The organism is Pseudomonas lopnurensis (assembly GCF_015070855.1).
In the GTDB taxonomy this organism is placed as follows: Bacteria; Pseudomonadota; Gammaproteobacteria; order Pseudomonadales; family Pseudomonadaceae; genus Stutzerimonas; species Stutzerimonas lopnurensis.
The window spans coordinates 1-21,222 of record NZ_JADDIX010000036.1; the positions used below are offsets into that span (position 1 = coordinate 1).

Below are 21,222 nucleotides of genomic sequence, written 5' to 3' on the forward strand. Positions count from 1 at the left end.
AAAAGCGAGTTGACAGTCAGGGAAGTGGGTAAATTGGCAGTCGCCAAACATCCCAACCCCCACACCCTGCTGTCACCGTGCATCCTATTGATCTTGCTGCTTTCTGGCCAGGCTACGAAGTCGTCGCTTGTCGCCAATCCACCGATAACACCCTACTGATCGAGCTCGAACCTCAAGCCGACTGTGTCCCCAAATGCGGACGCTGCAACCAAGCCTGTCCGTTGATCCATGAGCGACGGATTCGCCGGGTGCGTGATCGCGATCTGCTTGACCAGCGTGTCCTGCTTCAACTGCCGGTACGCCGTGTCGATTGCCTGTGCTGTGGGCGGGTAACCGAGCGGATTGACTGGCTTGAGCCGGCGTCGCGCCTGACTCAGCGCTTGCGTGTCTGGCTAGAAGGCTTGCTGCAACTGCTGCCCATCAGCCACGTCAGCCGCCTCACCGGATTGCATTGGCACACCCTCAAGACGCTGGACAAGCGCCGCCTGGAGGCCTCGGTTGGCGCTTTCGAACCAGGCGAAGTGCGCCGTCTGGTGATGGATGAGTTCGCCCTGCACAAGGGCCATCGCTATGCCACGGTGATCATGGATGCCGAGCGCACGCGTGTGTTGTGGGTCGGGCATGGCAACAGCCGTGAGGCGATTCGCCCGTTCTTCGAATTGCTGGGCGAGCACTGCCAGCAGATCGAGGCTGTGGCAATGGACATGAATACGGCCTTTGACCTGGAGGTGAAGCAGCATTGCCCACAGGCCGAAGTGGTATACGACCTATTCCATGTGCTGGCGCGCTATGGCCGCGATGTGATCGACCGTATCCGTGTCGACCAGGCCAACCTCCTGCGCCAGGACAAACCCGCGCGCAAGGTCGTCAAGCAAAGCCGCTGGCTGCTGCTACGCAATCGCGAAAATCTCAAGGAGGGACAAGCCGTGCAACTGCAGGAACTGCTCGCTGCCAACCAGCCGCTGGCCACGGTCTATGTGCTCAAGGATGCCCTGAAGGAAGTCTGGTACGCCCCCAGTGTGCGAGAGGCGGATCAAGGTGATCAAGCGCATGGCCTACGGCTTCCGGGACTCGGACTATTTCTTGCTGAAAATCAAGGCCGCCTTCCCCGGAAAAGGCGCGATGAACTCTTTTTAACGTCGCAGCGACGGCCGCCGGGAATGGCAAGCCATAAAAAATTGTAGCCACAGGGCTTGGGCGAATCCGCCGGATGTTGCGCGGACCGTTCGTCGTGGCCGTCGGCTAGGCGCGGTGGCTGGGCATCAGCGCGAGGGGTGCATCGGAAGCGACAAATTCGCGCACGATGACCGAAAATCTCATCTTTACACTGCGCGGAGTGCGCCAGTACCGTTGGGACTGACTTGTCGCCATGCCCAAGAGGTCGAGGATGAAGTACACACCGAAAGCACTTCTGGCAGTAGGGTTAGGCATTGCCCTGACCCAGCCGGTATTCGCAGAAGACATGCCGCTCAAGGTGGTGCTGGACTGGGCCTTCGAAGGTCCCCAGGCGATGTGGTCGGCAGCCGCCAACAGTGGCTGCTTCCCGGAGAAGAAACTCGATGTGTCGATCGATCGCGGGTTCGGCTCGGGCGACACCATCAGCAAAGTGGCGGCGGGCTCCTACGACATCGGCGTGGCCGACTTCGGCAGTATCGTCGCCTATAACGCCAGGCACCCGGGCAACCCGCTGGTGGCGACCTTCATCGTCAGCGACCGCTCCTCGGCGTCGGTCAACGTGCTCAGGTCGTCCGGCATCACCTCGCCCAAGCACTTGGAAGGCAAGCGCATCGCCGACACCCAGGGTGAAGCCAGCCGCGTGCTGTTCCCGGCCTTCGCCAAGGAGAACGGCATCGATCCGCAGAAGATTTCCTGGATCAACGTCTCGGTCAACCTGCGCCAGGCCAGCGTGGTTCGCGGTCAGGCCGATGCGGCCGCTGGGCACCTCCTCACCGTGGTCAACGGGCTGCGCGCACTGGGTGTGAAGAAGGAGGAGATTTTCAGCATGCCGTTCGCCGAGTACGGCGTCGACGTGCCGGGCAACGCGGTGATCGCCAAGCCGGCCTGGGCCCAGGCCCACCCGCAGCAGATGCGCGACTTCCTCAGCTGCACGGTGGTGGGGATCAAGACCACCATCAGCGACCCCAAGGCGGCGATCGCCTCGCTCAAGCCGTACAACTCGATGCTCGACGCCGACTACGAAGCCGAGCACCTGGCGTTCGCCACCCAGGTCGCGGTGCTCACCCCGCACGTGAAACAGAGCGGCCTGAGCAACATCGATCCGGCGCGGCTGAACCGCTCCATTGAACAGATCAGCGAAGCCCTGGGTGTCGAGCGGCCGCTGACCAGTCAGGTCTTTACCGCCGACTACCTGCCGCCGCAGAGCGAGCTGAGCGTCAGCGCCCCGTAATACGCACAACCGAGTCAGCGGGCATCACCATTGCAGGGTGCTCGATCCGGCCGGCTCCACCTGCGGAGCCGACCATGCTGTTAGCCACGTGCCGGTCCTTGCGACCGAACTAGAAGAGGCATGCCAGTCCGAGCCGGGTGCTGTACCGATCAGCGCGCCAGCACATTGTGCCGACGGTAATGCCAAAAAGATGAGGAGCATCGGGTGTTGAGTATCAGCGAACGTACTATGGGCGCCTTCGCCTATGCCGAGGGGGGCAGCGCGCCGCCCGGACCGGTGGCGACCCCGTCCACGGAACAACCCTACGTCGATCTGCGCAACGTCAGCCTGGTCTATGGTGACGAGGCCGACCAGATGCTGGCCATCGACCGCCTGGACCTGAAGGTCCGCGAAGGCGAGTTCGTCGCCGTGGTCGGTCCGTCCGGCTGTGGCAAGTCGACCCTGATGAAGCTGGTGACCGGGCTGTTGCCGCCGGACAGTGGTGCGGTGTTCATCCAGGGCAAGAAGGCCAACGGCCCGGTGGCGGGCGTCGGCATGGCGTTCCAGAACTCTACTCTGCTGCCCTGGCGCTCGACCCTGAGCAACGTGATGCTGCCCTTCGAACTGGTGCAGCCGCACCGCAAGCGTTTTCACCGGCACGCCGATGAATACGTCGAGAAGGCCAAACGCCTGCTGGATACGGTCGGCCTGCTGGAATTCGCCGACAAGTTTCCCTGGGAACTGTCCGGCGGCATGCAGCAGCGCGCCAACGTCTGCCGCGCGCTGGTCCACGAACCCAAGCTGCTGATGCTCGACGAGCCCTTCGGTGCGCTCGATGCCTTCACCCGCGAAGAGCTGTGGCTGATGACCCAGAACCTCTGGCTGAAGCAGCGCTTCAGCACGATTCTGGTCACCCACGACCTGCGCGAGGCGGTGTTCCTTGCCGACCGCGTGATCGTGCTGAGCAAGCGACCCGGTAGGATCATCCTCGAGCGCCAGGTCGACATTCCGCGACCGCGCGCGCTGAGCTGCACCTTCGAGTCGCTGTTCAGCGAAATCGTCCATGACATACGCGAGAAGATCGTCGAGGCGCGCGGCTGATGAGCAAATCCCGGAAATCCTCGATAGAAAACGTCATGCCCTGGGTGACCACGCTGGTGCTGCTGGTGCTCTGGCAGATTGTTTCCACGGCGCTGGGCAGCGCCAGCCTGATGCTGCCGGCGCCCACCGAGATCGCCAGGTCGATCATCGATCACTACGACGTGATCTGGCCGAACGCCCTGCAGACGCTCTACACCACGGGCCTGGGCTTCGCCTTCGCGGTGGTCTTCGGCATGCTCTTCGGCCTCGCCATCGGCGCCTCGCCGCTGATCTACCGCGGCTTTTACCCGCTGCTGATCGCCTTCAACGCGGTGCCGAAGGTGGCCCTGGTGCCGATCTTCGTGCTCTGGTTCGGCATCGGTGCGGTGCCGGCGATGGTGACCGCGTTCTCCCTGGCGGTGTTCCCGATCATCGTCAACGTCGCCACCGGGCTGTCCACCATCGACCCGGAAATGGAGGACGTGATGCGCTCCCTCGGGGCCAAGCGCCTGGATATCCTGACCAAGATCGGCATCCCGCGGATGACGCCCTATCTGTTCGCCTCGCTGAAGATCTCCATCACCCTGGCTTTCGTCGGCTCGGTGCTCTCGGAAACCATTGCCTCCAACGAAGGCATTGGCTTCCTCATGCAGGCGGCCTCGTCGCGTTTCGACGTGCCGTTGGTGTTCGCCGGGCTGATCGTGATCGCCGCGATGGCGGTGCTCGCCTACCAGGCTTGCGTGCTGATCGAAGGACGCTTCACCCGCTGGGCAACCCGCGGCAAATAAAGAATGCGATGACCCTGGTGCCATCGATTCGACTTGGCCTGCTCTAGAACAGGCGGCACTTCAGGTTCGGCGAACCTGACGATGTCGCCGATGGCCGGGTTCGAACAACACGCCTGACTGCCCTTAATAAACTTGATGCCGGTTCAGTTCGTCGGTGTGAGTTCGCTTTGCCTGGTAATTACGGGTTGGTGAACTTCGAACAACTCTGAACTGTATGGCCGGACTGCAAGACCAGACATTTACCGTTAATGCCCTGCGCAAGGATCAGACATGTTAGAAGCCGTTATTCAATACTCGAAAGACTCGTGGGGCATCATTCCTCTGATGCTGGTGATTTTCATCATCGGTATTGCGGTGATTATCGAGCGCTACTTCTTCTTTCGTAAAAGCATCAAGTCCGGTGCGAGTCTGGATGCCGACCTGAAACATGTCGCCCAGGGCAATCTGGAGGACGCGAAGAAGGTTGCCGAGCATTACGGGCGCACCGCCCAGGGCAAACTGGTGACGGCGGCGCTGGCGGCCAGCGGCAAGACCGAGGCGGCGCTGGAGCGCGAGGTCGACGAAACCATCATGGTTCAGGTGCCGTACCTGGACCGCAATCTCTGGGTGCTCGACACCTGCGTCACTCTCGGGCCGCTGCTCGGCCTGCTCGGCACCATCATCCACATGATCCAGGTTTTCAGCGTGCTCGCCACCAACAGCTCGCAGCAGGTCAGTTCGGTGACCGGACCGATCGCCCATGCGCTGGTGGCCACCGCCGTCGGCCTGTGCATTGCCATCACCTGCGTGGTGTTTCTCAACTATTTCAACAAGCGCATCCGCCTGGTCGTCAACCAGATGGAGCTGATCAAGTCGATGCTGGTCAGCCGCTTCGCGACTTTCTGAGCCCACGCCGCAGCGGAGAAGTTTCCCATGGCCAAGAAATCCTCATACTTAGGCTCGGAGCAGCACGCGCGCATCGAGATCATTCCGATGATCGATGTGATGATGTTCCTGCTGGTGTTCTTCGTGTTGATCATGCTTGAGATGATCCAGGGCGCAGGCATCACCCTGGACCTGCCGCAATCCTCGTCCCAGGACCCGATCGAATCAGTCACCCTCAACATCGGCGTGTCCGTCGACGGCGGTCTCTACGTGGACGGCGCGCTGATGGATGACGCCCAACTCGGCGCCAAGCTGGCCGAGATGCAGCAGACCGGCAAGCTCGACGTGGTGATCGCCGGCGACCGCGGCAGCCAGTACGAAAGCGTCATCCACGCGATGGACCTGGTGCGTGGCGCCGGGATCAGCGCCATCGGCCTGGCGACGCAAAAGTGATGGGCGAGAACAGACAGTCAACGGTTCGCAGCGGTGCGCTCTGGGCCGCGGAAGACCGCCATGAGCACCACCACCTGCCGATGCCACTGGCGCTCGGCGGCGCGGCGCTGCTGGTGGCGCTGGCGATTGCCGCCTTCGCCCTCATCGAGCTCAAGCCGGCGCCACAGGAAGAACCGCCGCAGGTGACCCGGGTGAGCATGGTGGAGATTCCGCCGCCAGCGCCGCCGCCACCGCCACCCCCGGAGCCGCCGCCGCCTCCACCACCGCCTCCACCTCCGCCGCCGGTTGCGCCACCACCGCCGAAGAAGCCGCCACCACCGAAGCAGGTCGAGCCGCCCAAGCCGGTGCCCAAGCCACAGCCGCCGGTTGCGCCAGCGCCCGTACCGCCGCCGGTGCCGCCGCCATCCCCTCCGCCGCCGCCTCCACCGGCACCCAGGGCGAGCAAGGACGCCGTGGCCCTGTCGCGGAGCGTGCCGGTTTATCCACGGCAGGCGCGGCAGGCGAAGATCGAAGGGCAGGTGACGCTGGAGCTGCTGATTCGTCCGGACGGTTCGGTCGCCAGCGTCAGGGTGCTGTCCTCCAGGCCGCCGCGGTTGTTCGACTCGGCGGCGGTGGACGCGGTGAAGAACTGGAAATTCCAGCCACGCACCGTCGATGGCGTCGCCGTCGAGCAGCATGCCCAGCAGACCATCAGGTTCGGTCTCAAGCAGATCAGCATCCAGTGACCGCCTACCGCGCCCGCCCGGGCGCGGTCGCCACCCTCGCTTTCATCGTGCTACAGCAGGACACGGAGGTCCGCCTTTTCCCGGCGCAGGTCATCTGCTGCCGGTTTTTTTATGTCCCGGCTAAGTCCCGTAGGGCGTATTGGCCGAAGGCGTAATCCGCCGCACGCCCGTGCGCGGTCGTTCCGGGTAACCCAGCGTTGCGCGCTAACGACGGAAACGCCTGCGGCGGTTCCATCCTACGGCGCTAAGGCTGCCAGCTTCTTGTAGGGGCGAACTTGTTCGCCTGGCTCGGCTTGTCGGTCAGGCGAACAAGTTCGCCCCTACAAACGCAGCCGGGCATGGCGCTGTTCGCCAATCAAAGACTGGCCCCTTCGAGCCACTAATTATTAGTCCCGCCAAACCTAATTAATCGTCTTTCCCTTCCTGTAACAGGCTCGTTTCATTCGCGTACGACATCGGCGAATTTTTCGCGGCGTACCGCTGATTTATTGATATTTACGAATACCCCCAAGCCCTTTAGGTTTGCCTCAAACGAGGGCGCCGCCCGGATGCGGCGAACATATCGTGATCAGCCTTGCAGCGATGTAACCAAGTACAATTCCCAACTTGGCAGTCAGTGAATTCGACTGAACAGGGCGCATGTATAAGAAATGAATTCATATAACTATACAGGAGCCTTGTATGAGCGATTTCACCCCACGTTATAAGCGACTTAGTTATGCGGTAGCCCTGGCGTTGCCGTTCCTCTGTTCCAGCGCCTTGGCCCAGGAAAGCGCCGCCGCCAGCGACGACACCGTCAAGCTGGACGACTACACCGTCGAGGAAAGCGTCGAGGACAACCTCGGCATCATGCCCAGCACCGGCAACACCGGTTCCAGCGTGTTCGGCGTCGGCAAGCCGCTGGTGGAAACCCCGCGTTCGGTGACCGAAGTGTCTTCCGAGCTGATCCAGAACTACGGTCTGCGTGACGTCAACGACCTGGTGCGGATGACGCCCGGTGCCTACACCGGCTCGTTCTTCGGCGTCGCCGGTTCGGTTTCGCTGCGGGGCGAGGAGGCCGACAACTATTTTCGCGGCATGAAGCGTGTGCAGAACTCGGGCAACTACACCACGCCGATCCGCGCGGCCAGCTCGGTGGACATCGTGCGCGGCCCGGTGAGCCCGGCGTTCGGTGCCGGCAAGATCGGCGGCTACATGAACTTCACGCCGAAGTCGGCCAAGTCCGGCACCTCGAAATACATCGAGGAACCCACCGGCGAAGTCGGCATCACCGTCGGCTCCTACGACAAGTACATCGCCCATGCCGAAGGCGGCACGCCGTTCACCCTCGGCGGTCGCCAGGGCGGGGTCTACGCCTATTACGAGCAGGAGGATTCGAAGAGCTACTACGACTACGTCGAGCCGAAGTCCCAGCTCGGCCAACTGGCCTTCGATCTCGACCTGAGCGACAACCTGCGCGCCGAATTCGGCGGCCAGTACCTGGACGCCGAGCGCCAGCAGAACGCCGGCTGGAACCGGGTGACCCAGGATCTGATCGACCATGGCACCTACATCACCGGGGCGGCCTCGAACCTCAACAGCCGTGGTTCGGTGCTCTATCCGGACGACGTGCGGGAGGGCATCGCGCCGGGCGTCGGCTTCCCCCCGGGCAGCGGCAACGCCCTGCTCGACGTGTTTTGCTCAGGTGGCTACGGCGGTTGCAGCCTTCCGGCGGTGGACAACGGTTCGCTGAGTAATCCGGGCACCACCAAGCTCGACCACAACGAGACCATGACCACCAAGGCCGACCGCGGCGAGACCACGCTGCGTACCGCCTACTTCGACCTGATCCGCGACCTCGGCGATGGCTGGGAACTGAAGAACCAAGCCTTCTACGAGGACATGGACCACTACAAGTACTCCAGCTACGGCTTTACCGCCCAGTTCGACTCCTACGTCTGGGAAGACAAGCTCAGCCTGAGCTTCCCGATGACCCTGGGCGAGATCAACGCCAGCAACGTGCTCGGCGCGAACTACCGCTACTACAACGGCGTCGACCGCGAAGCCTACGGCGACGAAATCTTCGATCGCCGCGACATCTCGGTCGGCGCCACGCCGAACGACAGCTTCGACGCCGGTCATGAAGGTAACGTCGCCCTCGGCAACGGCCAGTACCTGCGCCCCTACACCTCGCAGAACTTCTCGGTGAGCAAGAACACCGGCGCCTTCGCGGTTTCTGACCTCAACTGGCGCAATTGGAACCTGACCCTCGGTTACCGCTTCGACCACTACGACGTGAAGGCGTCGGAGAAGGCGCTGTCCTCCGCCGGCACCCTTATCGGCGATGCTGATGGCAACGGCAGCCCGGACTGGTACAGCGATGACGGCACCGGCGATTCGTTCAACATCAGCCTGAGTTACAAGACCCCGTGGGGCATCGTGCCGTACTTCACCTATGCCGAGTCCAGCTCGCTGGCGACCAACTCGGCAGGCGGCATCCCGGTGGAGAACATCCAGAATGGTTCCTGGATCCAGGATTCCAAGCTGCGTGAGCTGGGCGTCAAGTACGCCAGCCCCGACGGCAGCGTCTACGCCAGCCTGGCGGCGTTCGATCAGGACCGCAGCTATGCCGATGCCCAGAGCGGCACCGACATCCTGGTCAACAGCACCGGCTTCGAAGGCGAAGTGCGCTGGCTGATCAACCGCAGCTTCTCCATGAGCGCCGCGGCCAGCAAGATGCACGTGAAGGAGAAGGGCAATCCCTACACCATCCTCAACACCGCGTCAGTCGCCGAGGCGCTGGGCGTCGATCCTTCGACCCTCTACGGTTATCGCTTCTACGACGCCTCCGGTTCGATCCTCGGCGGCGAGTGGGATCGCGGCGGTGTACCGGAATGGGTGGCCAGCCTGTACGGCAACTACACCCGCCCACTGGGCATCGGCCGGCTCAATGCCAGCCTCGGCTTCACCTGGGTGGATGCGCAGTGGGCGGACAACCAGAAGCAGATCCGTCTGCCATCCTACACCCTGTGGAACGGTTCGGTCGGCTACGACTACAAGAACTGGAGCACCCTGTTCACCGTCAACAACCTGTTCGACGAGGAGTATTTCACCTCGGCGAACCTGTTCGATTCCGTCCTGGTGATGCCGTCCGAAGGCCGTACCTTCACCGCTTCGCTCAACTACAAGTTCTGATCGGCGTCTGACCGCCGGGGCACCCGTGGGGTGTCCCGGCTCCGGCCGGCGCAGGCCTGGGTACCTTCCTTGAGTACAGTTCCCGTCGCGTCACCCGACCCCGCCGTCATCCGCCCGATCATGTTCGGGCTGATGCTGGCCATCTTTCTCGGCGCGCTGGATCAGACCATCGTCGCCGTCTCGCTATCGGCGATTTCCACCCAACTCGGCGACTTCCGCCACCTCGGCTGGATCGTCTCCGGCTACATGATGGCGATGACCGTCGCCACGCCGCTGTACGGCAAGCTCGGTGACCTCTACGGGCGCCGCCGCCTGCTGCTCGCCTCCATCGGTTTGTTCACCCTGGCGTCCTGCCTCTGCGCACTGGCCCAGGATATGCAGCAGCTGATCCTCGCCCGCGTGCTGCAGGGTCTCGGCGCCGGCGGCCTGATCACCCTCAGCCAGGCGATCATCGGCGACCTGATGGCGCCGCGCGAACGCGGCCGCTACCAGGGCTACATCAGCGGCATGTTCGCCCTCGCCAGCGTCACCGGGCCGCTGCTCGGTGGTCTGCTCACCGCCACCCTGTCGTGGCGCTGGGTGTTCTGGATCAACCTGCCGCTGGGCCTGCTGGCGATGGCGATCAGCAACCGCGCGCTGCTCGGCCTGCCGCAGCCGCGTCATCCGGCGCGCATCGATTACCTCGGCGCGGCGCTGCTGGTCGCCGGTCTCAGCGCCCTGCTGCTGGCGATCTCGCAGGCCGGCGAAGGCCCGGCCGCCTGGCGCGGTGGCGAGCTGCCGGCGCTGTTCGGCCTGGCCGTGGCGCTGTTGCTGGCCTTCGTCTGGCAGGAGCGCCGCGCCGCCGAGCCGCTGCTGCCGTTGCACCTGTTCGGCCAGCGCAGCCTGGTGCTCAGCGGCGTGGTGGCCTTCGTCGCCACCTTCCAGGCGATCTCGCTGACTGTGCTGATTCCGCTGCGCTACCAGAGCCTCACCGGGCACGGCGCCGACCAGGCCGCCCTGCACCTGCTGCCGCTGGTGACGGGCGTGCCCCTGGGCGCCTATTGCAGCGGCCGGCTGGTCGGCCGGCTCGGCCGCTACAAGCCACAGATGCTCTTCGGCACCGTCCTGCTGCCGCTGGCGATGGTCGCCCTGGCGCTGGTCGCGCCGCAGGAGGCCTGGCTTTCCGGGCTGTGCATGCTGCTCTGCGGGGCCGCCATCGGCTGCCAGTACCCGACCAGCATGATGGCCTCGCAGATGGCCGTGGGACCGCGCCACCTGGGTGTCGCCACCAGCACCGCCAGCCTGCTGCGCGCGCTGGGCGGGACCTTGGGCATGGCGCTGATGTCGAGCCTGCTGCTGGTGCTGCTGCAGCAGGCCGGTGCGCCGGCGCAGGGTATCGAGGGCGACCCGACCGCCGGCTTGGCGCCGTCGCAGATCGCCGCCGCCTTCCGCCACCAGCTGCTGATCGGCGCCGCGATCGCCGTGCCCGGCGTGCTCGCCGCGTTGTTCCTGCCCGACCGGCGTTTGCCGGCCCACCCTTGAATACGCCCCGTGCGCCGTACTGCCCGGTGCAGGTGCCCAGCGGGGCGAGGAGTAGAGAGATGTTCGAGGTCACCATCACCGCCAAACGCCGCGAGGCCGAAGGCATCTACAGCTTCGAGCTGAGCCGCGCCGACGGCGCCGAACTGCCGCCGTTCGCCGCTGGCGCGCACATCGACGTGCAAGTGGGCGACGGCCTGCTGCGCCAGTATTCGCTGTGCAACTCGCCTCGCGAACGGCACCGCTACCTCATCGCCGTGCTCCGTGAGCCGGCCTCACGCGGCGGTTCCAGAGCCCTGCACGAACGCATCGAGGTCGGCCAGGGGTTGTCCATCGGCGCGCCGCGCAACCTGTTCGCGCTGCAGCCCCAGGCGCGTCGGCACCTGCTGCTGGCCGGGGGGATTGGCATCACGCCGCTGCTGAGCATGGCCCATGAACTGGCTGCCAGCGGCGCCGATTTCGAGCTGCATTACCGGGCCAAGGCTCCGAGCCATGCGGCCTTCCTCGAGCTGCTCGACAGCGCGCCGTTCAGTGCGCGCACCTCGCGCTACTTCGCCCGTGCGGACTTCGACGTGGCACGGCTGATCGGCCCGCCACAGGCCGACAACCACCTCTACGTCTGCGGTCCGGAAAGCTTCATGGCGCATGTGCTGGACAGCGCCCGCGCGCTCGGCTGGGCGGACGCGCAGCTGCACCGCGAGCACTTCGCTGCGCCGCTGCCCGCGGCGACCGCGAATGACGGCAGTTTCGAAGTGCAGATCGCCAGCAGCGGCGCGGTCTACCAGATCCCTGCCGACCGCAGCGTGCATGAAGTGCTGGAGGAGGCCGGCATCGAGATCCCGGTGTCCTGTTGCCATGGCATCTGTGGCGCCTGCCTGACACCGGTGCTGGAAGGCATTCCCGACCACCGCGACCTGGTGCTGAGCGAAGAGGAGCAGGCCGAGAACACCCTGTTCACGCCATGCTGCTCGCGCGCCAGGAGCCCGCGACTGGTGCTCGGCCTGTAGCAGTTGACGCCGGTGGCGGTGCGCGCGGCGCACCCTACGGCGAAGCTGTTTACCAAGGGACCGCGGCGCGGCTCCTCATTGAAAATGACCTCAGGACATCGCGTGCAGCTGGCGCACCCGGCTGTCGTCGTCCTCGTCCTCCTGCCAGTTGCCCATGGACTGGGCGCTCCAGCGATCCAGCGCGGTACGCAGCGACTCCAGGCAGAGCAGGGTGGCCTTGTTCGAGGTGCCTTCCTCGGGGATGTAGCAGGCGAGGATCGCCGACTTGATCTTGGCGTCGCGGATCGGCACGTAGACGATGTCCGGGCGCATCGGGTCGGGTCCTACCGAGAGGCGCACCTGGCAGCCGATACCCAAGCCCTGGGCGACCATTACCGCGATGAACTCGAAGGAGTTGGCGACGATGCTGAACATCGGCTTCACTGCCACCCGCGAGAACACCGCGTTGATCACGTGGTGCAGGTTCTGCTCGCCGCTGGGGATGATGAAGTTCTCGTCCACCAGGTCGGCGACCTTGACCGAGGTGCGGTTGGCCAGAGGATGTTCCCTGTGCACCGTGATGCAGGTCTGCAGGTTGTAGGAAACCACCTGCTGTAACCCGCTCTGCAACTCCAGGGCGTAGCCGACGATGATGTCCACCTCGCCGCGCATCAGGATGCCGGTGAGCTGGTTGGAGTTGGCGGTGACGATCTCGAAGGTGATCCGTGGATAGGCTTCGCGGAATTCCTGGAGGAAGCCGGCGAGGAACTCCCGCGCTGCCGTCTCGTTGATGCCGATACGTACGTTGCCGGTGTGCTCGCCCTGCAGGATGTCGATTTCCGAGCGGGCGATGGAGAGTTCCTTCATGACCCGTTTGACTCGGTACAGCAGCGACTCTCCGGCGGAGGTCAGGCGCAGGCCGTTACGGTCGCGGACGAACAGCTTGGTGTCGAGTTCCTGTTCGAGCAACTGGATCTGCCGGCGAATGGCCGAGGCAGCGATGTGAATCTTTTCTTCGGTGACCTTGAACGAGCCGTGCCGTGCCACTTCATAGAAGTAACGCAAGGCGGCCGTGTTGACGAAATGCGGAAGAAGACCGAGCGTCATGATGCGACCTGCCAACATCGGTGGATGAATAGCGAACAGCAACGGCTCGGCACGCGTGATATGCGGTCGCTCCGTTCAACACTGCACCACTACTGCGCAATCCTTTGACCTGGTTCAGTCCTGACAACCTCTTTTCATGGTTGCAGAGGCATTATGCAGTTAGTAGGCCAGTTGCTATCCATCGGGAGGGAAAGCTGCCCGTTCGCCGACGCAGTGCAACGGGCGCGAACGGTGCGGCGCCTCAGGCCATGACCGGGCCGGCGCTGCCTTTGATTTGTATGCGGTAGCCGGAACGCACGTTCGGGTAGTAGTCCCAGATCGCCTTGTGCTGGGTGCAGCGGTTGTCCCAGAAGGCGATGGAATGGTCCTGCCACTGGAAGCGCACGTGGAACTCCGGCTTCTGGCAATGGGCATAGAGGAAGGTAAGGATCGCGTCGCTTTCGTCGCGCGGCAGGCCGTCGATGTGCGAAGTCATGGCCTTGTTGACGAAGATCAGCCGGCGCCCGGTGACCGGATGCTGGGCGATGATCGGGTGGGAGTTCACCGGCGCGTCGGGGCCGAACACGCGGCGCCCGTCGTGGGTCGCGGTGAGACCTTCGAGGTAGGACTTCATCAGCGGCGACAGCGCGTCGTAGGCCGCGTACATGCTGGCGAAGCAGGTCGCGCCACCGCCGTTCGGCGCGCTCTGCACGATGTGCAGGATGCTGCCCATCGGCGGAATGGCTGCGCAGGTCTGGTCCGAGTGCCATTCTTCGCCGGCGACTTTCTTCGAGGTCTTGTCGAAGTGGAGGATGCGGATCGCCGGGTTTTCCGGAATCGGCTTGCTCTCGGTGGCGGGGCCGACGTGGATGTGCATCTCGCCGAAGTGGGTCGCCAGCGCTTCGTGGTCGGTCAGGCTGATCGGCTGGTTGCGGAAGAAGATCACCTGGAATTCAGCCAGCGCCTCGTGCAGTTCCTTGACCACGGCAGGGGAAAGCGGCTGGGTCAGGTCGATATCGTGAATCTCGGCGCCGATATGCGGGGTGGTAGGGAGCACGCGGATATTCTGATAACTCATGGGTTATTTTTCCCTTGCTGTTTGTAGCGGGCCGCCGCGAAGTAAGGGCGGCGAATGACGGTTGGCGGTGTGGCGGATCTAACGGTTGTGCCCGCAGTTTATGGCTATTCGAATGTTTGCAGAACATGGCCGGAGGCAGAGAATTTAGTTGCCGTCCGGTAAATTTTTGGCGGTGTATTCGTAAGTTGCAGAAACCCGGCGGGTTAATTGTCGAGGCGCAACTTTCCCGTATCCGGTTATTTGCATTTTCCGGTCTTCGTTCAATTAGTCGGTCGTTATAACGGCGGACGCCGCCGGTGCCATTCGCAGGCCTGTTCGTAGGCATGCCCGGCACGCAGCGGGGTGATCTCGTCGTTGCGTCGGCCGACCAGTTGCAGGGCCAGCGGCAGGCCCTGCGGACCGAAGCCGCAGCAGACCGACAGCGCCGGGTTGTCGCTGAGGTTGAAGGCGATGCCGTAGCTGGGTTTCTCCAGAAAACCCCAGGTCGTCAGCTGGTCCAGCGGCGGCGCCGCGCTGGCCTGGATCGGGCAGAGCAGCAGGTCGACGTCCTCCAGCAGCGCATCCAGGTTCGAACTCAATGCCTGGCGGTGTTCCTGCGCGCGGCAATAATCCGCCGCGCTCAGGGTGGCGCCGAGCAGCAGAGCGTCACGCAGTCCCGCACCGTAGTGCTGCGGTCGGCTGCGCAGCCAGTGTTCGTGGTAGGCGAAGGCCTCGCCGAGCAGGATCACCATGCCGGCGGCGTTCCATTCCCAGGGCGCGGGCAGGCTGACGTCGCGCACCTCGCAACCGAGCGCTTCGAAGGTGGCGATGGCGTCCCCGATGGCGGTGCGGGTCGGCGCGGAGGTGCCGGAGCGTTCGTCGAGAAAACTGCGCACCACGCCGATCTTCAGCCCCCTGATCTCGCCCCAGGGCAACTCGTCGGCGCGCCAGAAGTCCTCACCCGGTTGCGCCAGCGCGCGGTAGAGCAGGGCGCAGTCCTCGACGCTGCGCGCCAGCGGCCCCAGGCAATCCAGGCTCGGCGCCAGCGGCAGGCTGCCGCGCAGGTCGATGCGCGCGCGCGTCGGTTTGAATCCGGCCACTCCGCAGAGGGCGGCCGGGCTGCGTACCGAGCCGGCGCTGTCGCTGCCCAGGGCGCCGAGCAGCATGCCGCTGGCCACGGCCACCGCGGCGCCACTCGATGAACCTCCGGCGAAATGCGCGGCATGCCAGGGGTTGCGCGCCGGCGGGCCGGGCGGTCCCCAGCGTGGCGGGCCGAAGGCGAATTCGTGGGTGGTGAGCTTGCCCATCAGTACCGCGCCGGCCTGCTCAAGGCGGTCGACGGCGGCGGCGTTGCGCATCGGCACATGGCCGTGCAACTGGCTGGACTGGCCGCTGGTGGGTACGCCGGCCAGGTCGATCACGTCCTTCAGGCCGAGTGGGATGCCGTGCAACGGGCCGCGTCGATGGCCTGCGCGCAGTTCCTCGTCGGCCTGGCGGGCGGCGGCCAGGGCGCGTTCCTCGGTGAGGGTGACGAAGGCGTTGAGGCCGGGGTCCAGCTCGGCGATGCGCGCCAGGCAATGACGGGTCAATTCCAGCGACGACAGCGAGCCTGCGCGCAGCGCCCGCGCGGCTTGCGCCAGGCCCGGCGTATCGCCGTCCGCTTCAGGCATCATGCGGCTGCCCCAGGTGCCTCACGGACACCGGGCTGGCCTGGCGCAGGAACTCGGTGTAGCGCGCCAGCAAGGCCTGGGCGCGGGCCAGCTCGGCGAGGCGCGCCGGCTCCACCTCCAGACCCTGGCGCTGCAGCACCGCGCAGAGCCAGCGTTCATCGGCGGTCTGCGTGTCGTCGTCAGGCACCATCGCGGGCGTCCTGCCAGGCGCGGAATTCCGCGCGCGACCGTTCGGTGGCCGGGTACAGGCCGATGATGCTGCGCCCGCTCGCCACTTCGGCGGCGGCGAAGACTTCGTAGCGGGTCTGTTCCCAGGCCTGTTCGGCGATTTCGTCGGCCATCGCCAGCGGAATCACCACCACGCCTTCGCTGTCGCCGACGATGATGTCGCCGGGGTAGATGGCGACGTCCGCGCAACCCACCGGCACGTCGATTTCCACCGCCTGCAGAAAGCCGAAACTCGGTGCCGGCACCGCACAGCGCTGGTAGGCCGGGAAACCCAGCTTCTCGATCTGCGCGGTGTCGCGAAAACCGCCGTCGCTGACGATGCCGGCGCAGCCGCGGGCCTTCAGCCGGCCGATCAGCAGGTCGCCGCAGGAACAGGCGCGCGTCTCGCCGCGGGTGTCCATCACCAGCACGCTGCCCGGCGGACATTCCTCGAACGCGCGCTGGTGAATGTTGCTGGCGCCGCCGTAGCTGCTCATGCCGCCGACGTCGTCGCGCATCGGCACGAAACGCAGCGTGTAGGCGGGGCCGACCATCCGCGGTTGGCCCTTGGCCAGCGGCGCGATGCCGCTGGGCACGGCACGGCGCACGCCGGCGCGATACAGGCAGGTGCTCAGGGTGGAAATGTTCACCTGCGCCAGGCGCAGGCGGTTCTCTTCGCTCAGCGCCATGCGCCAGCCTCCCGGATCACGCCGCTCATAGCGGGATGGCGATCAGCGTGTCGACCTTGGACGAGTCGAGCACCACCTTGCGCGTGCGGAACAGGCAGCGGCCTTCTTCCAGCACGATGTGGTCGGAGTAGCGCCCGCTGGCGAACAGCGTGACGCGGCCGTCGAGCATGGTGCGCACGCAGGTGAAGCTGGTTTCCATGCGGATCGACTCGTCGTCCATCTCCAGCACCTTGGAGTCGGAGAGCACGTGGCGGTAATAGTGCGGCTCGAAGATGTTGGCCTTCTCGATCGCCTCGACGCGGTCGTAGAGCATCGCCTGGTTATCGCAGAGCATGATCGACAGCGGCATGATCATCTCTTCGTTCTGCCGTGTGGTGATGCGGTAGATGCACGGCTCGGTGAAGTAGGTCGGCCAGTCCGACAGCACGCCGTCGTCGATGGTGTAGGTGTAGTCGGCGATCAGTTGCCGGGCCTGGGCCACGGTGATCCGCTCCATCACGTTGCTCATGTTCATTCCTTACAGCCCCATCAACGCGCGATAGCCGGTCCAGAAACCGCGCACGCTCCCTTCGGAAACCCGCGAACCGGGGATCGGTTCGATCCCGTGGCCGCCCATCTCGATCACCGCCGCCTTGTCCAGGCTGCCGGCGATGCCCTGCTGCACCAGGCCGCCGATCATGCCGTCCTCCATGGCGATCAGCCCGGCCGGGCCCATCATGTTGGATTGCTTGAGGCGCCCGTTGAGCTTGCGCTCGTCGTCGTCCTGGTAGCCGAAGGCGATCCAGCGCAGCTCCGACTCGTGCGTGCCGACCGGCACGATGGTGCGCAGCGCCAGGCAGTTGCGCAGCTGCTGCAGGACGAAGTTGGGGAACACCGTGTGGATGGTCATCGAGACGCTGTCGCCGAAGTCGTCCCAGACGTCGGTCATCGACTTGTCGCGCAGGCCGAAACCGTAGGCGCTGATTTCCGCCGAACGCATCTCGGCCTCTTCATACACTTCGCCGCCGGTCTCGAATTTCATCTTCGACCAGCTGATGTGCGACCAGCCGTTGGTGCCCATGGTGATGCCGCCTTCCATGGTCAGCCGGTCCTGTTTCATCACGCCGTTGAAGGCATGCAGGATGGAGGCGTGGTAGGGGTCCTTGACGTTCTCGATGTACAGTTTCCAGTTCGACGGCAGCTTCTGGCTGTAGGTGCCGAGCACGCGCAGCGGCTTGCCGCAGACGCGCTGCATGTTGGCGATCAGCTCGGGGCCGACGTACTCCTCGAAAGGCGGCGTCTCGTCACTGAAGGTGCCGAAGATCAGGCCGTTCTGCACGTGCACGCGCAGGCGCTGCAGGCCGTTGTCTTCCTTCTTGAAGGTGTCGGCCATGCCGCCCTTGCCGCGCACGCCGCGCTCGAAGGCGGCGGCGGTCATCTTGCCGTTCAGGTTGAAGCACCAGTTGTGGTAGATGCACATGAAGCGCTTGGTCTTGCCCTGCGGCGTGTAGACCAGCGGCGTGCCCTTGTGCGAGCAACGGTTGACCATCGCCTGGACCTCGCCCTCGTCGTTGCGCACGACGATCACCGGCACTTCGCCAACCTGCGCGGTGACGTAGCAGCCGGCTTCGGGTATCTGCACCTCGAGACCGAGGAAGTGCCAGATCGGCCCGCGGAAGATCGCCTTCTGTTCGTGCTCGAAGACTTCCGGCTCCGAGTAGACGGCATAGGGAATGCGCCGTACCCCTTCTTCAGGCCAGGTTACCGGCAATGGGTTTTCTGAGTTTTTCAATGCTGCTTCCTATCTTTAGACTGCACGCGGAAGGCTGTCTTGAGCATGCCTTGTGTGGGTCTAAAATACGGCCGCAGGGGCGATGTTCAAACATCAAAATATGCTCGCGCTGCCGCGAAAAATACGTCGGCGAGGTTTTCGCCACGCAGGGCTGAAGGGCGTCGGTCCATGAGACAACGCGTGAAGAAGGGGCGCTGGCGGGCTCAGCCAGCGCTCTTTTTCGAGGTCGAGCTTCGGTGGCTGCCCATGTGAAACGGGAACAGCCCCATGGCACATGCCCAACTCGTACAGTCTTGGAACGAGAAGCCCCGCTCGGCTTGCGCCGGCGGGGCCTCATCAAAAGCAGCGGTGAGCTTCAGGCCACAAGCTGCAAGTAAAAGCAGGAGTCACGGTGGATGTGAAAGACGACATCCACCCTACGCTGGCTGTAGGTCGGGTCACGCTTCACCGACCCGACGAGCGGAGCACGGTGGATGTAAAAAGCGACATCCACCCTACGCTTGCTTGCAGCCGCCTTACAGGCCTGCGGCAGCGCGCAGGGCGTCGGCCTTGTCGGTGCGCTCCCAGGTGAAGGCGGTGAAGGTGTCGCCACCGACCGTCATCTCGTAGGGGGTGCGACCGAAGTGGCCGTAGGCCGCGGTGGCCTTGTACATCGGGTGCAGCAGGTCGAGCATGGTGGTGATCGCGTACGGACGCAGGTCGAAATGCTCGCGGACCAGTTCGATGATCTTGTCGTCGCCGAGCTTGCCGGTGCCGAAGGTGTTGATCGAGATCGAGGTCGGCAGCGCCACGCCGATGGCGTAGGACACCTGGATTTCGCAACGGTCGGCCAGGCCCGCGGCGACGATGTTCTTGGCCACGTAGCGGCCGGCGTAGGCGGCCGAACGGTCGACCTTGGACGGGTCCTTGCCGGAGAAGGCGCCGCCGCCGTGACGGGCCATGCCGCCATAGGTGTCGACGATGATCTTGCGGCCGGTCAGGCCGCAGTCGCCCACCGGGCCGCCGATGACGAACTGACCGGTTGGGTTGATGTGGTACTGGGTGTCCTTGTGCAGCAGCTCGGCCGGCAGGCAGTGCTTGATGACCAGTTCCATCACCGCTTCGCGCAGGTCGCTCTGCTTGACTTCCGGGTTGTGCTGGGTGGAGAGCACGACGGCGTCGATACCGGCGACCTTGCCGTTCTCGTAGCGGCAGGTGACCTGGCTCTTGGCGTCCGGGCGCAGCCACGGCAACAGGCCGTTCTTGCGCGCCTCGGCCTGGCGCTCGACCAGCGCGTGGGAGAAGCGGATCGGCGCCGGCATCAGGACGTCGGTCTCGTTGCTGGCGTAGCCGAACATCAGGCCCTGGTCGCCGGCGCCCTGGTCTTCCGGCCGCGAACGGTCGACGCCCTGGGCGATGTCCACCGACTGCTTGCCGATGATGTTGATGATGCCGCAGGTGGCGCCATCGAAGCCGACTTCCGAGCTGTTGTAGCCGATGTCGACGATGACGTCGCGCACCAGTTGCTCCAGGTCGACCCAGGCGGAGGTGGTGACTTCGCCGGCGACGATCGCCACACCGGTCTTGACCAGGGTCTCGCAGGCCACGCGGGCGTGCTTGTCCTCGGCGATGATGGCGTCCAGCACCGCATCGGAGATCTGGTCGGCGATCTTGTCCGGATGCCCTTCGGACACGGACTCGGAGGTGAAAATCGAATATTCGCTCATCTATCGGTTTCCTATTACCGGTGGGTGAGTCGGTCGTCAGGGGCGGGCCGGGAAAAGTGCCGGGCCTGGATCTGAAAACCGTTCTTCAAGCCAATGTAGAGGCTCTCGCCGGGCGTGAGCCCCGCGGCATCGGCCCAACGGGCCAGATCGTCCTGTTCGAAGCCCAACCACAGATCGCCGCAGGCCTCCCTGGCCCAACTCTGGTTGTGGCTGCACAGCTCGGTGACCAGCAGGCTACCGCCCACCTTCACCAGCCGCGCCAGTTGTTTCATCGCCTCGCCCGGCGCCGCCAGGTGATGCAGCACCATGTTCAGCACCACGCAGTCGGCAGGCGGACAGTCGTCGTGCAGGGCGTCGGCGAGCTTCAGTTCGACGTTGCCCAGGCCCGCCTGCTCGCAGTGCATGCGCGCCAGTTCGAGCATGGCCGGGCTGTTGTCCAATGCCACCACCCGGGCGAAACGCCGCGCCAGTTCCGGCAGGAAGCTGCCATCGCCGGGACCGACCTCCAGCGCCGTGGCGGCGGCGTCGAGATTCAGCGTATCGAGCAGGGCCAGCACGCTGTCGCGGTACTGCGGCAGGCCGGCGATCAGGTCCTGGCGAGCCTGGAAGCTGCCCGCCATGCGCGCGAAGAAATCCTCGCTGGCGGCGCTGCGCTGGGCATGCACCGCGGCGATCCGCGCTTCGACCTCGTGCGGCAACTGCAGCCGGTCGACCTCCTCGAGCAGCGCCGTGTGGAGCTTGCCGCCGAGGCTGTCGGGCTGCGGCAGGCTGCGCCGGTAGAACACCGCGTTGCCTTCGCGTCGGGTGGCGAGCAGGCCGACCTGGGTCAGTACCTTGAGGTGATGGCTCATGCCCGACTGGCCGGTGGCGAAGATCTGCGCCAGTTCCAGCACGCCGAACGAGTCGCTGGCCAGCGCCCGCAGCACGTTCAGCCGCAACACGTCGCCGCCGGCCTTGCACAGGGCGGCGAGCTGGTCGCTGACATCGAAACGGATCTGGGGAATGCGCAGGCTCATAGGGCGCGCAGTCTAGTCGGTCACTTTTCGTACAGCAAGGGCAGTA

The 21,222-nt window shown here is 64.7% G+C and carries 18 protein-coding genes and 1 pseudogene; 10 read left to right on the forward strand and 9 right to left on the reverse strand.

Annotated features, from left to right (window positions below):
- Nucleotides 1–77 precede the first annotated feature (77 nt).
- The 10 genes and pseudogenes from IN820_RS07475 to IN820_RS07520 all read left to right on the forward strand — a co-directional run bounded on the left by IN820_RS07475 (nt 78) and on the right by IN820_RS07520 (nt 11,995).
- Nucleotides 78–1,137 (forward strand): annotated as a pseudogene (locus tag IN820_RS07475) (ISL3 family transposase).
- A gap of 250 nt (nt 1,138–1,387) precedes the next feature.
- The gene (locus IN820_RS07480) at nt 1,388–2,407 is read left to right on the forward strand and encodes an ABC transporter substrate-binding protein (RefSeq protein ID WP_193680374.1); all 1,020 of its coding nucleotides are present in this window, start codon (nt 1,388–1,390) and stop codon (nt 2,405–2,407) included.
- A gap of 207 nt (nt 2,408–2,614) precedes the next feature.
- Nucleotides 2,615–3,487, forward strand: coding sequence for an ABC transporter ATP-binding protein (locus IN820_RS07485; RefSeq protein WP_235989095.1), 873 nt, complete (start codon nt 2,615–2,617; stop codon nt 3,485–3,487).
- Nucleotides 3,487–4,254 carry an ABC transporter permease gene (locus IN820_RS07490; protein WP_193680375.1) on the forward strand — a complete coding sequence of 256 codons (768 nt, stop codon included), beginning with the start codon at nt 3,487–3,489 and terminating at the stop codon, nt 4,252–4,254. The genes IN820_RS07485 and IN820_RS07490 overlap by 1 nt, the downstream gene beginning before the upstream one ends.
- Nucleotides 4,255–4,524: 270 nt before the next feature.
- A complete protein-coding gene (locus IN820_RS07495; protein ID WP_193680376.1) occupies nt 4,525–5,139 on the forward strand; it encodes a MotA/TolQ/ExbB proton channel family protein in 615 nt (204 codons plus the stop codon).
- A 27-nt stretch (nt 5,140–5,166) separates the two neighbouring features.
- A complete protein-coding gene (locus IN820_RS07500; RefSeq protein WP_193680377.1) occupies nt 5,167–5,571 on the forward strand; it encodes an ExbD/TolR family protein in 405 nt (134 codons plus the stop codon).
- Entirely contained in the window at nt 5,571–6,296 is a 726-nt protein-coding gene (locus tag IN820_RS07505; protein WP_193680378.1) for an energy transducer TonB, read from the forward strand. The genes IN820_RS07500 and IN820_RS07505 overlap by 1 nt, the downstream gene beginning before the upstream one ends.
- Before the next feature lie 681 nt (nt 6,297–6,977).
- On the forward strand, nt 6,978–9,470 hold the full coding sequence (locus IN820_RS07510; protein ID WP_193680379.1) for a TonB-dependent siderophore receptor: 2,493 nt from the start codon (nt 6,978–6,980) through the stop codon (nt 9,468–9,470).
- Nucleotides 9,471–9,590: 120 nt separating this feature from the next.
- Entirely contained in the window at nt 9,591–10,991 is a 1,401-nt protein-coding gene (locus tag IN820_RS07515) for an MDR family MFS transporter (protein ID WP_193680432.1), read from the forward strand.
- Between the two features lie 59 nt (nt 10,992–11,050).
- Nucleotides 11,051–11,995 (forward strand): PDR/VanB family oxidoreductase, encoded by a 945-nt coding sequence (locus IN820_RS07520; RefSeq protein ID WP_193680380.1) that lies wholly within the window; start codon nt 11,051–11,053, stop codon nt 11,993–11,995.
- Nucleotides 11,996–12,085: 90 nt separating this feature from the next.
- On the opposite strand, the gene IN820_RS07525 is transcribed toward IN820_RS07520, so the two are convergent.
- From IN820_RS07525 to IN820_RS07565, 9 genes are all read right to left on the reverse strand, one after another.
- Entirely contained in the window at nt 12,086–13,081 is a 996-nt protein-coding gene (locus IN820_RS07525) for a LysR family transcriptional regulator (protein WP_193680381.1), read from the reverse strand.
- A 241-nt stretch (nt 13,082–13,322) separates the two neighbouring features.
- A complete protein-coding gene (locus IN820_RS07530) occupies nt 13,323–14,138 on the reverse strand; it encodes a TauD/TfdA dioxygenase family protein (protein ID WP_193680382.1) in 816 nt (271 codons plus the stop codon).
- A 275-nt stretch (nt 14,139–14,413) separates the two neighbouring features.
- Nucleotides 14,414–15,790, reverse strand: coding sequence for an amidase (locus IN820_RS07535; protein WP_193680383.1), 1,377 nt, complete (start codon nt 15,788–15,790; stop codon nt 14,414–14,416).
- The gene (locus IN820_RS07540; RefSeq protein ID WP_193680384.1) at nt 15,780–15,977 is read right to left on the reverse strand and encodes a hypothetical protein; all 198 of its coding nucleotides are present in this window, start codon (nt 15,975–15,977) and stop codon (nt 15,780–15,782) included. The genes IN820_RS07535 and IN820_RS07540 overlap by 11 nt, the downstream gene beginning before the upstream one ends.
- Nucleotides 15,967–16,683, reverse strand: a complete 717-nt coding sequence (locus IN820_RS07545) for a ribonuclease activity regulator RraA (RefSeq protein ID WP_193680385.1) — start codon at nt 16,681–16,683, stop codon at nt 15,967–15,969. Before IN820_RS07545 ends, IN820_RS07540 begins: the two co-directional genes overlap by 11 nt.
- Nucleotides 16,684–16,708: 25 nt before the next feature.
- A complete protein-coding gene (locus tag IN820_RS07550; RefSeq protein ID WP_193680386.1) occupies nt 16,709–17,191 on the reverse strand; it encodes an aromatic-ring-hydroxylating dioxygenase subunit beta in 483 nt (160 codons plus the stop codon).
- A gap of 9 nt (nt 17,192–17,200) precedes the next feature.
- Entirely contained in the window at nt 17,201–18,454 is a 1,254-nt protein-coding gene (locus IN820_RS07555) for an aromatic ring-hydroxylating oxygenase subunit alpha (protein WP_193680387.1), read from the reverse strand.
- A gap of 515 nt (nt 18,455–18,969) precedes the next feature.
- Complete coding sequence (gene metK / locus IN820_RS07560) at nt 18,970–20,160, reverse strand: methionine adenosyltransferase (RefSeq protein ID WP_193680388.1); 1,191 nt, start codon at nt 20,158–20,160, stop codon at nt 18,970–18,972.
- A gap of 14 nt (nt 20,161–20,174) precedes the next feature.
- A complete protein-coding gene (locus tag IN820_RS07565; protein WP_193680389.1) occupies nt 20,175–21,176 on the reverse strand; it encodes an ArsR/SmtB family transcription factor in 1,002 nt (333 codons plus the stop codon).
- Nucleotides 21,177–21,222 lie beyond the last annotated feature (46 nt).

Coding starts and splice junctions, on each gene's coding strand:
- IN820_RS07480 (WP_193680374.1), top strand. CDS start 1,388: ATGAAGTACACACCGAAAGCACTTCTGGCAGTAGGGTTAGGCATTGCC.
- IN820_RS07490 (WP_193680375.1), top strand. CDS start 3,487: ATGAGCAAATCCCGGAAATCCTCGATAGAAAACGTCATGCCCTGGGTG.
- IN820_RS07495 (WP_193680376.1), top strand. CDS start 4,525: ATGTTAGAAGCCGTTATTCAATACTCGAAAGACTCGTGGGGCATCATT.
- IN820_RS07500 (WP_193680377.1), top strand. CDS start 5,167: ATGGCCAAGAAATCCTCATACTTAGGCTCGGAGCAGCACGCGCGCATC.
- IN820_RS07505 (WP_193680378.1), top strand. CDS start 5,571: ATGGGCGAGAACAGACAGTCAACGGTTCGCAGCGGTGCGCTCTGGGCC.
- IN820_RS07510 (WP_193680379.1), top strand. CDS start 6,978: ATGAGCGATTTCACCCCACGTTATAAGCGACTTAGTTATGCGGTAGCC.
- IN820_RS07515 (WP_193680432.1), top strand. CDS start 9,591: ATGTTCGGGCTGATGCTGGCCATCTTTCTCGGCGCGCTGGATCAGACC.
- IN820_RS07520 (WP_193680380.1), top strand. CDS start 11,051: ATGTTCGAGGTCACCATCACCGCCAAACGCCGCGAGGCCGAAGGCATC.
- IN820_RS07525 (WP_193680381.1), bottom strand. CDS start 13,081: ATGACGCTCGGTCTTCTTCCGCATTTCGTCAACACGGCCGCCTTGCGT.
- IN820_RS07530 (WP_193680382.1), bottom strand. CDS start 14,138: ATGAGTTATCAGAATATCCGCGTGCTCCCTACCACCCCGCATATCGGC.
- IN820_RS07535 (WP_193680383.1), bottom strand. CDS start 15,790: ATGATGCCTGAAGCGGACGGCGATACGCCGGGCCTGGCGCAAGCCGCG.
- IN820_RS07540 (WP_193680384.1), bottom strand. CDS start 15,977: ATGGTGCCTGACGACGACACGCAGACCGCCGATGAACGCTGGCTCTGC.
- IN820_RS07545 (WP_193680385.1), bottom strand. CDS start 16,683: ATGGCGCTGAGCGAAGAGAACCGCCTGCGCCTGGCGCAGGTGAACATT.
- IN820_RS07550 (WP_193680386.1), bottom strand. CDS start 17,191: ATGAGCAACGTGATGGAGCGGATCACCGTGGCCCAGGCCCGGCAACTG.
- metK (WP_193680388.1), bottom strand. CDS start 20,160: ATGAGCGAATATTCGATTTTCACCTCCGAGTCCGTGTCCGAAGGGCAT.
- IN820_RS07565 (WP_193680389.1), bottom strand. CDS start 21,176: ATGAGCCTGCGCATTCCCCAGATCCGTTTCGATGTCAGCGACCAGCTC.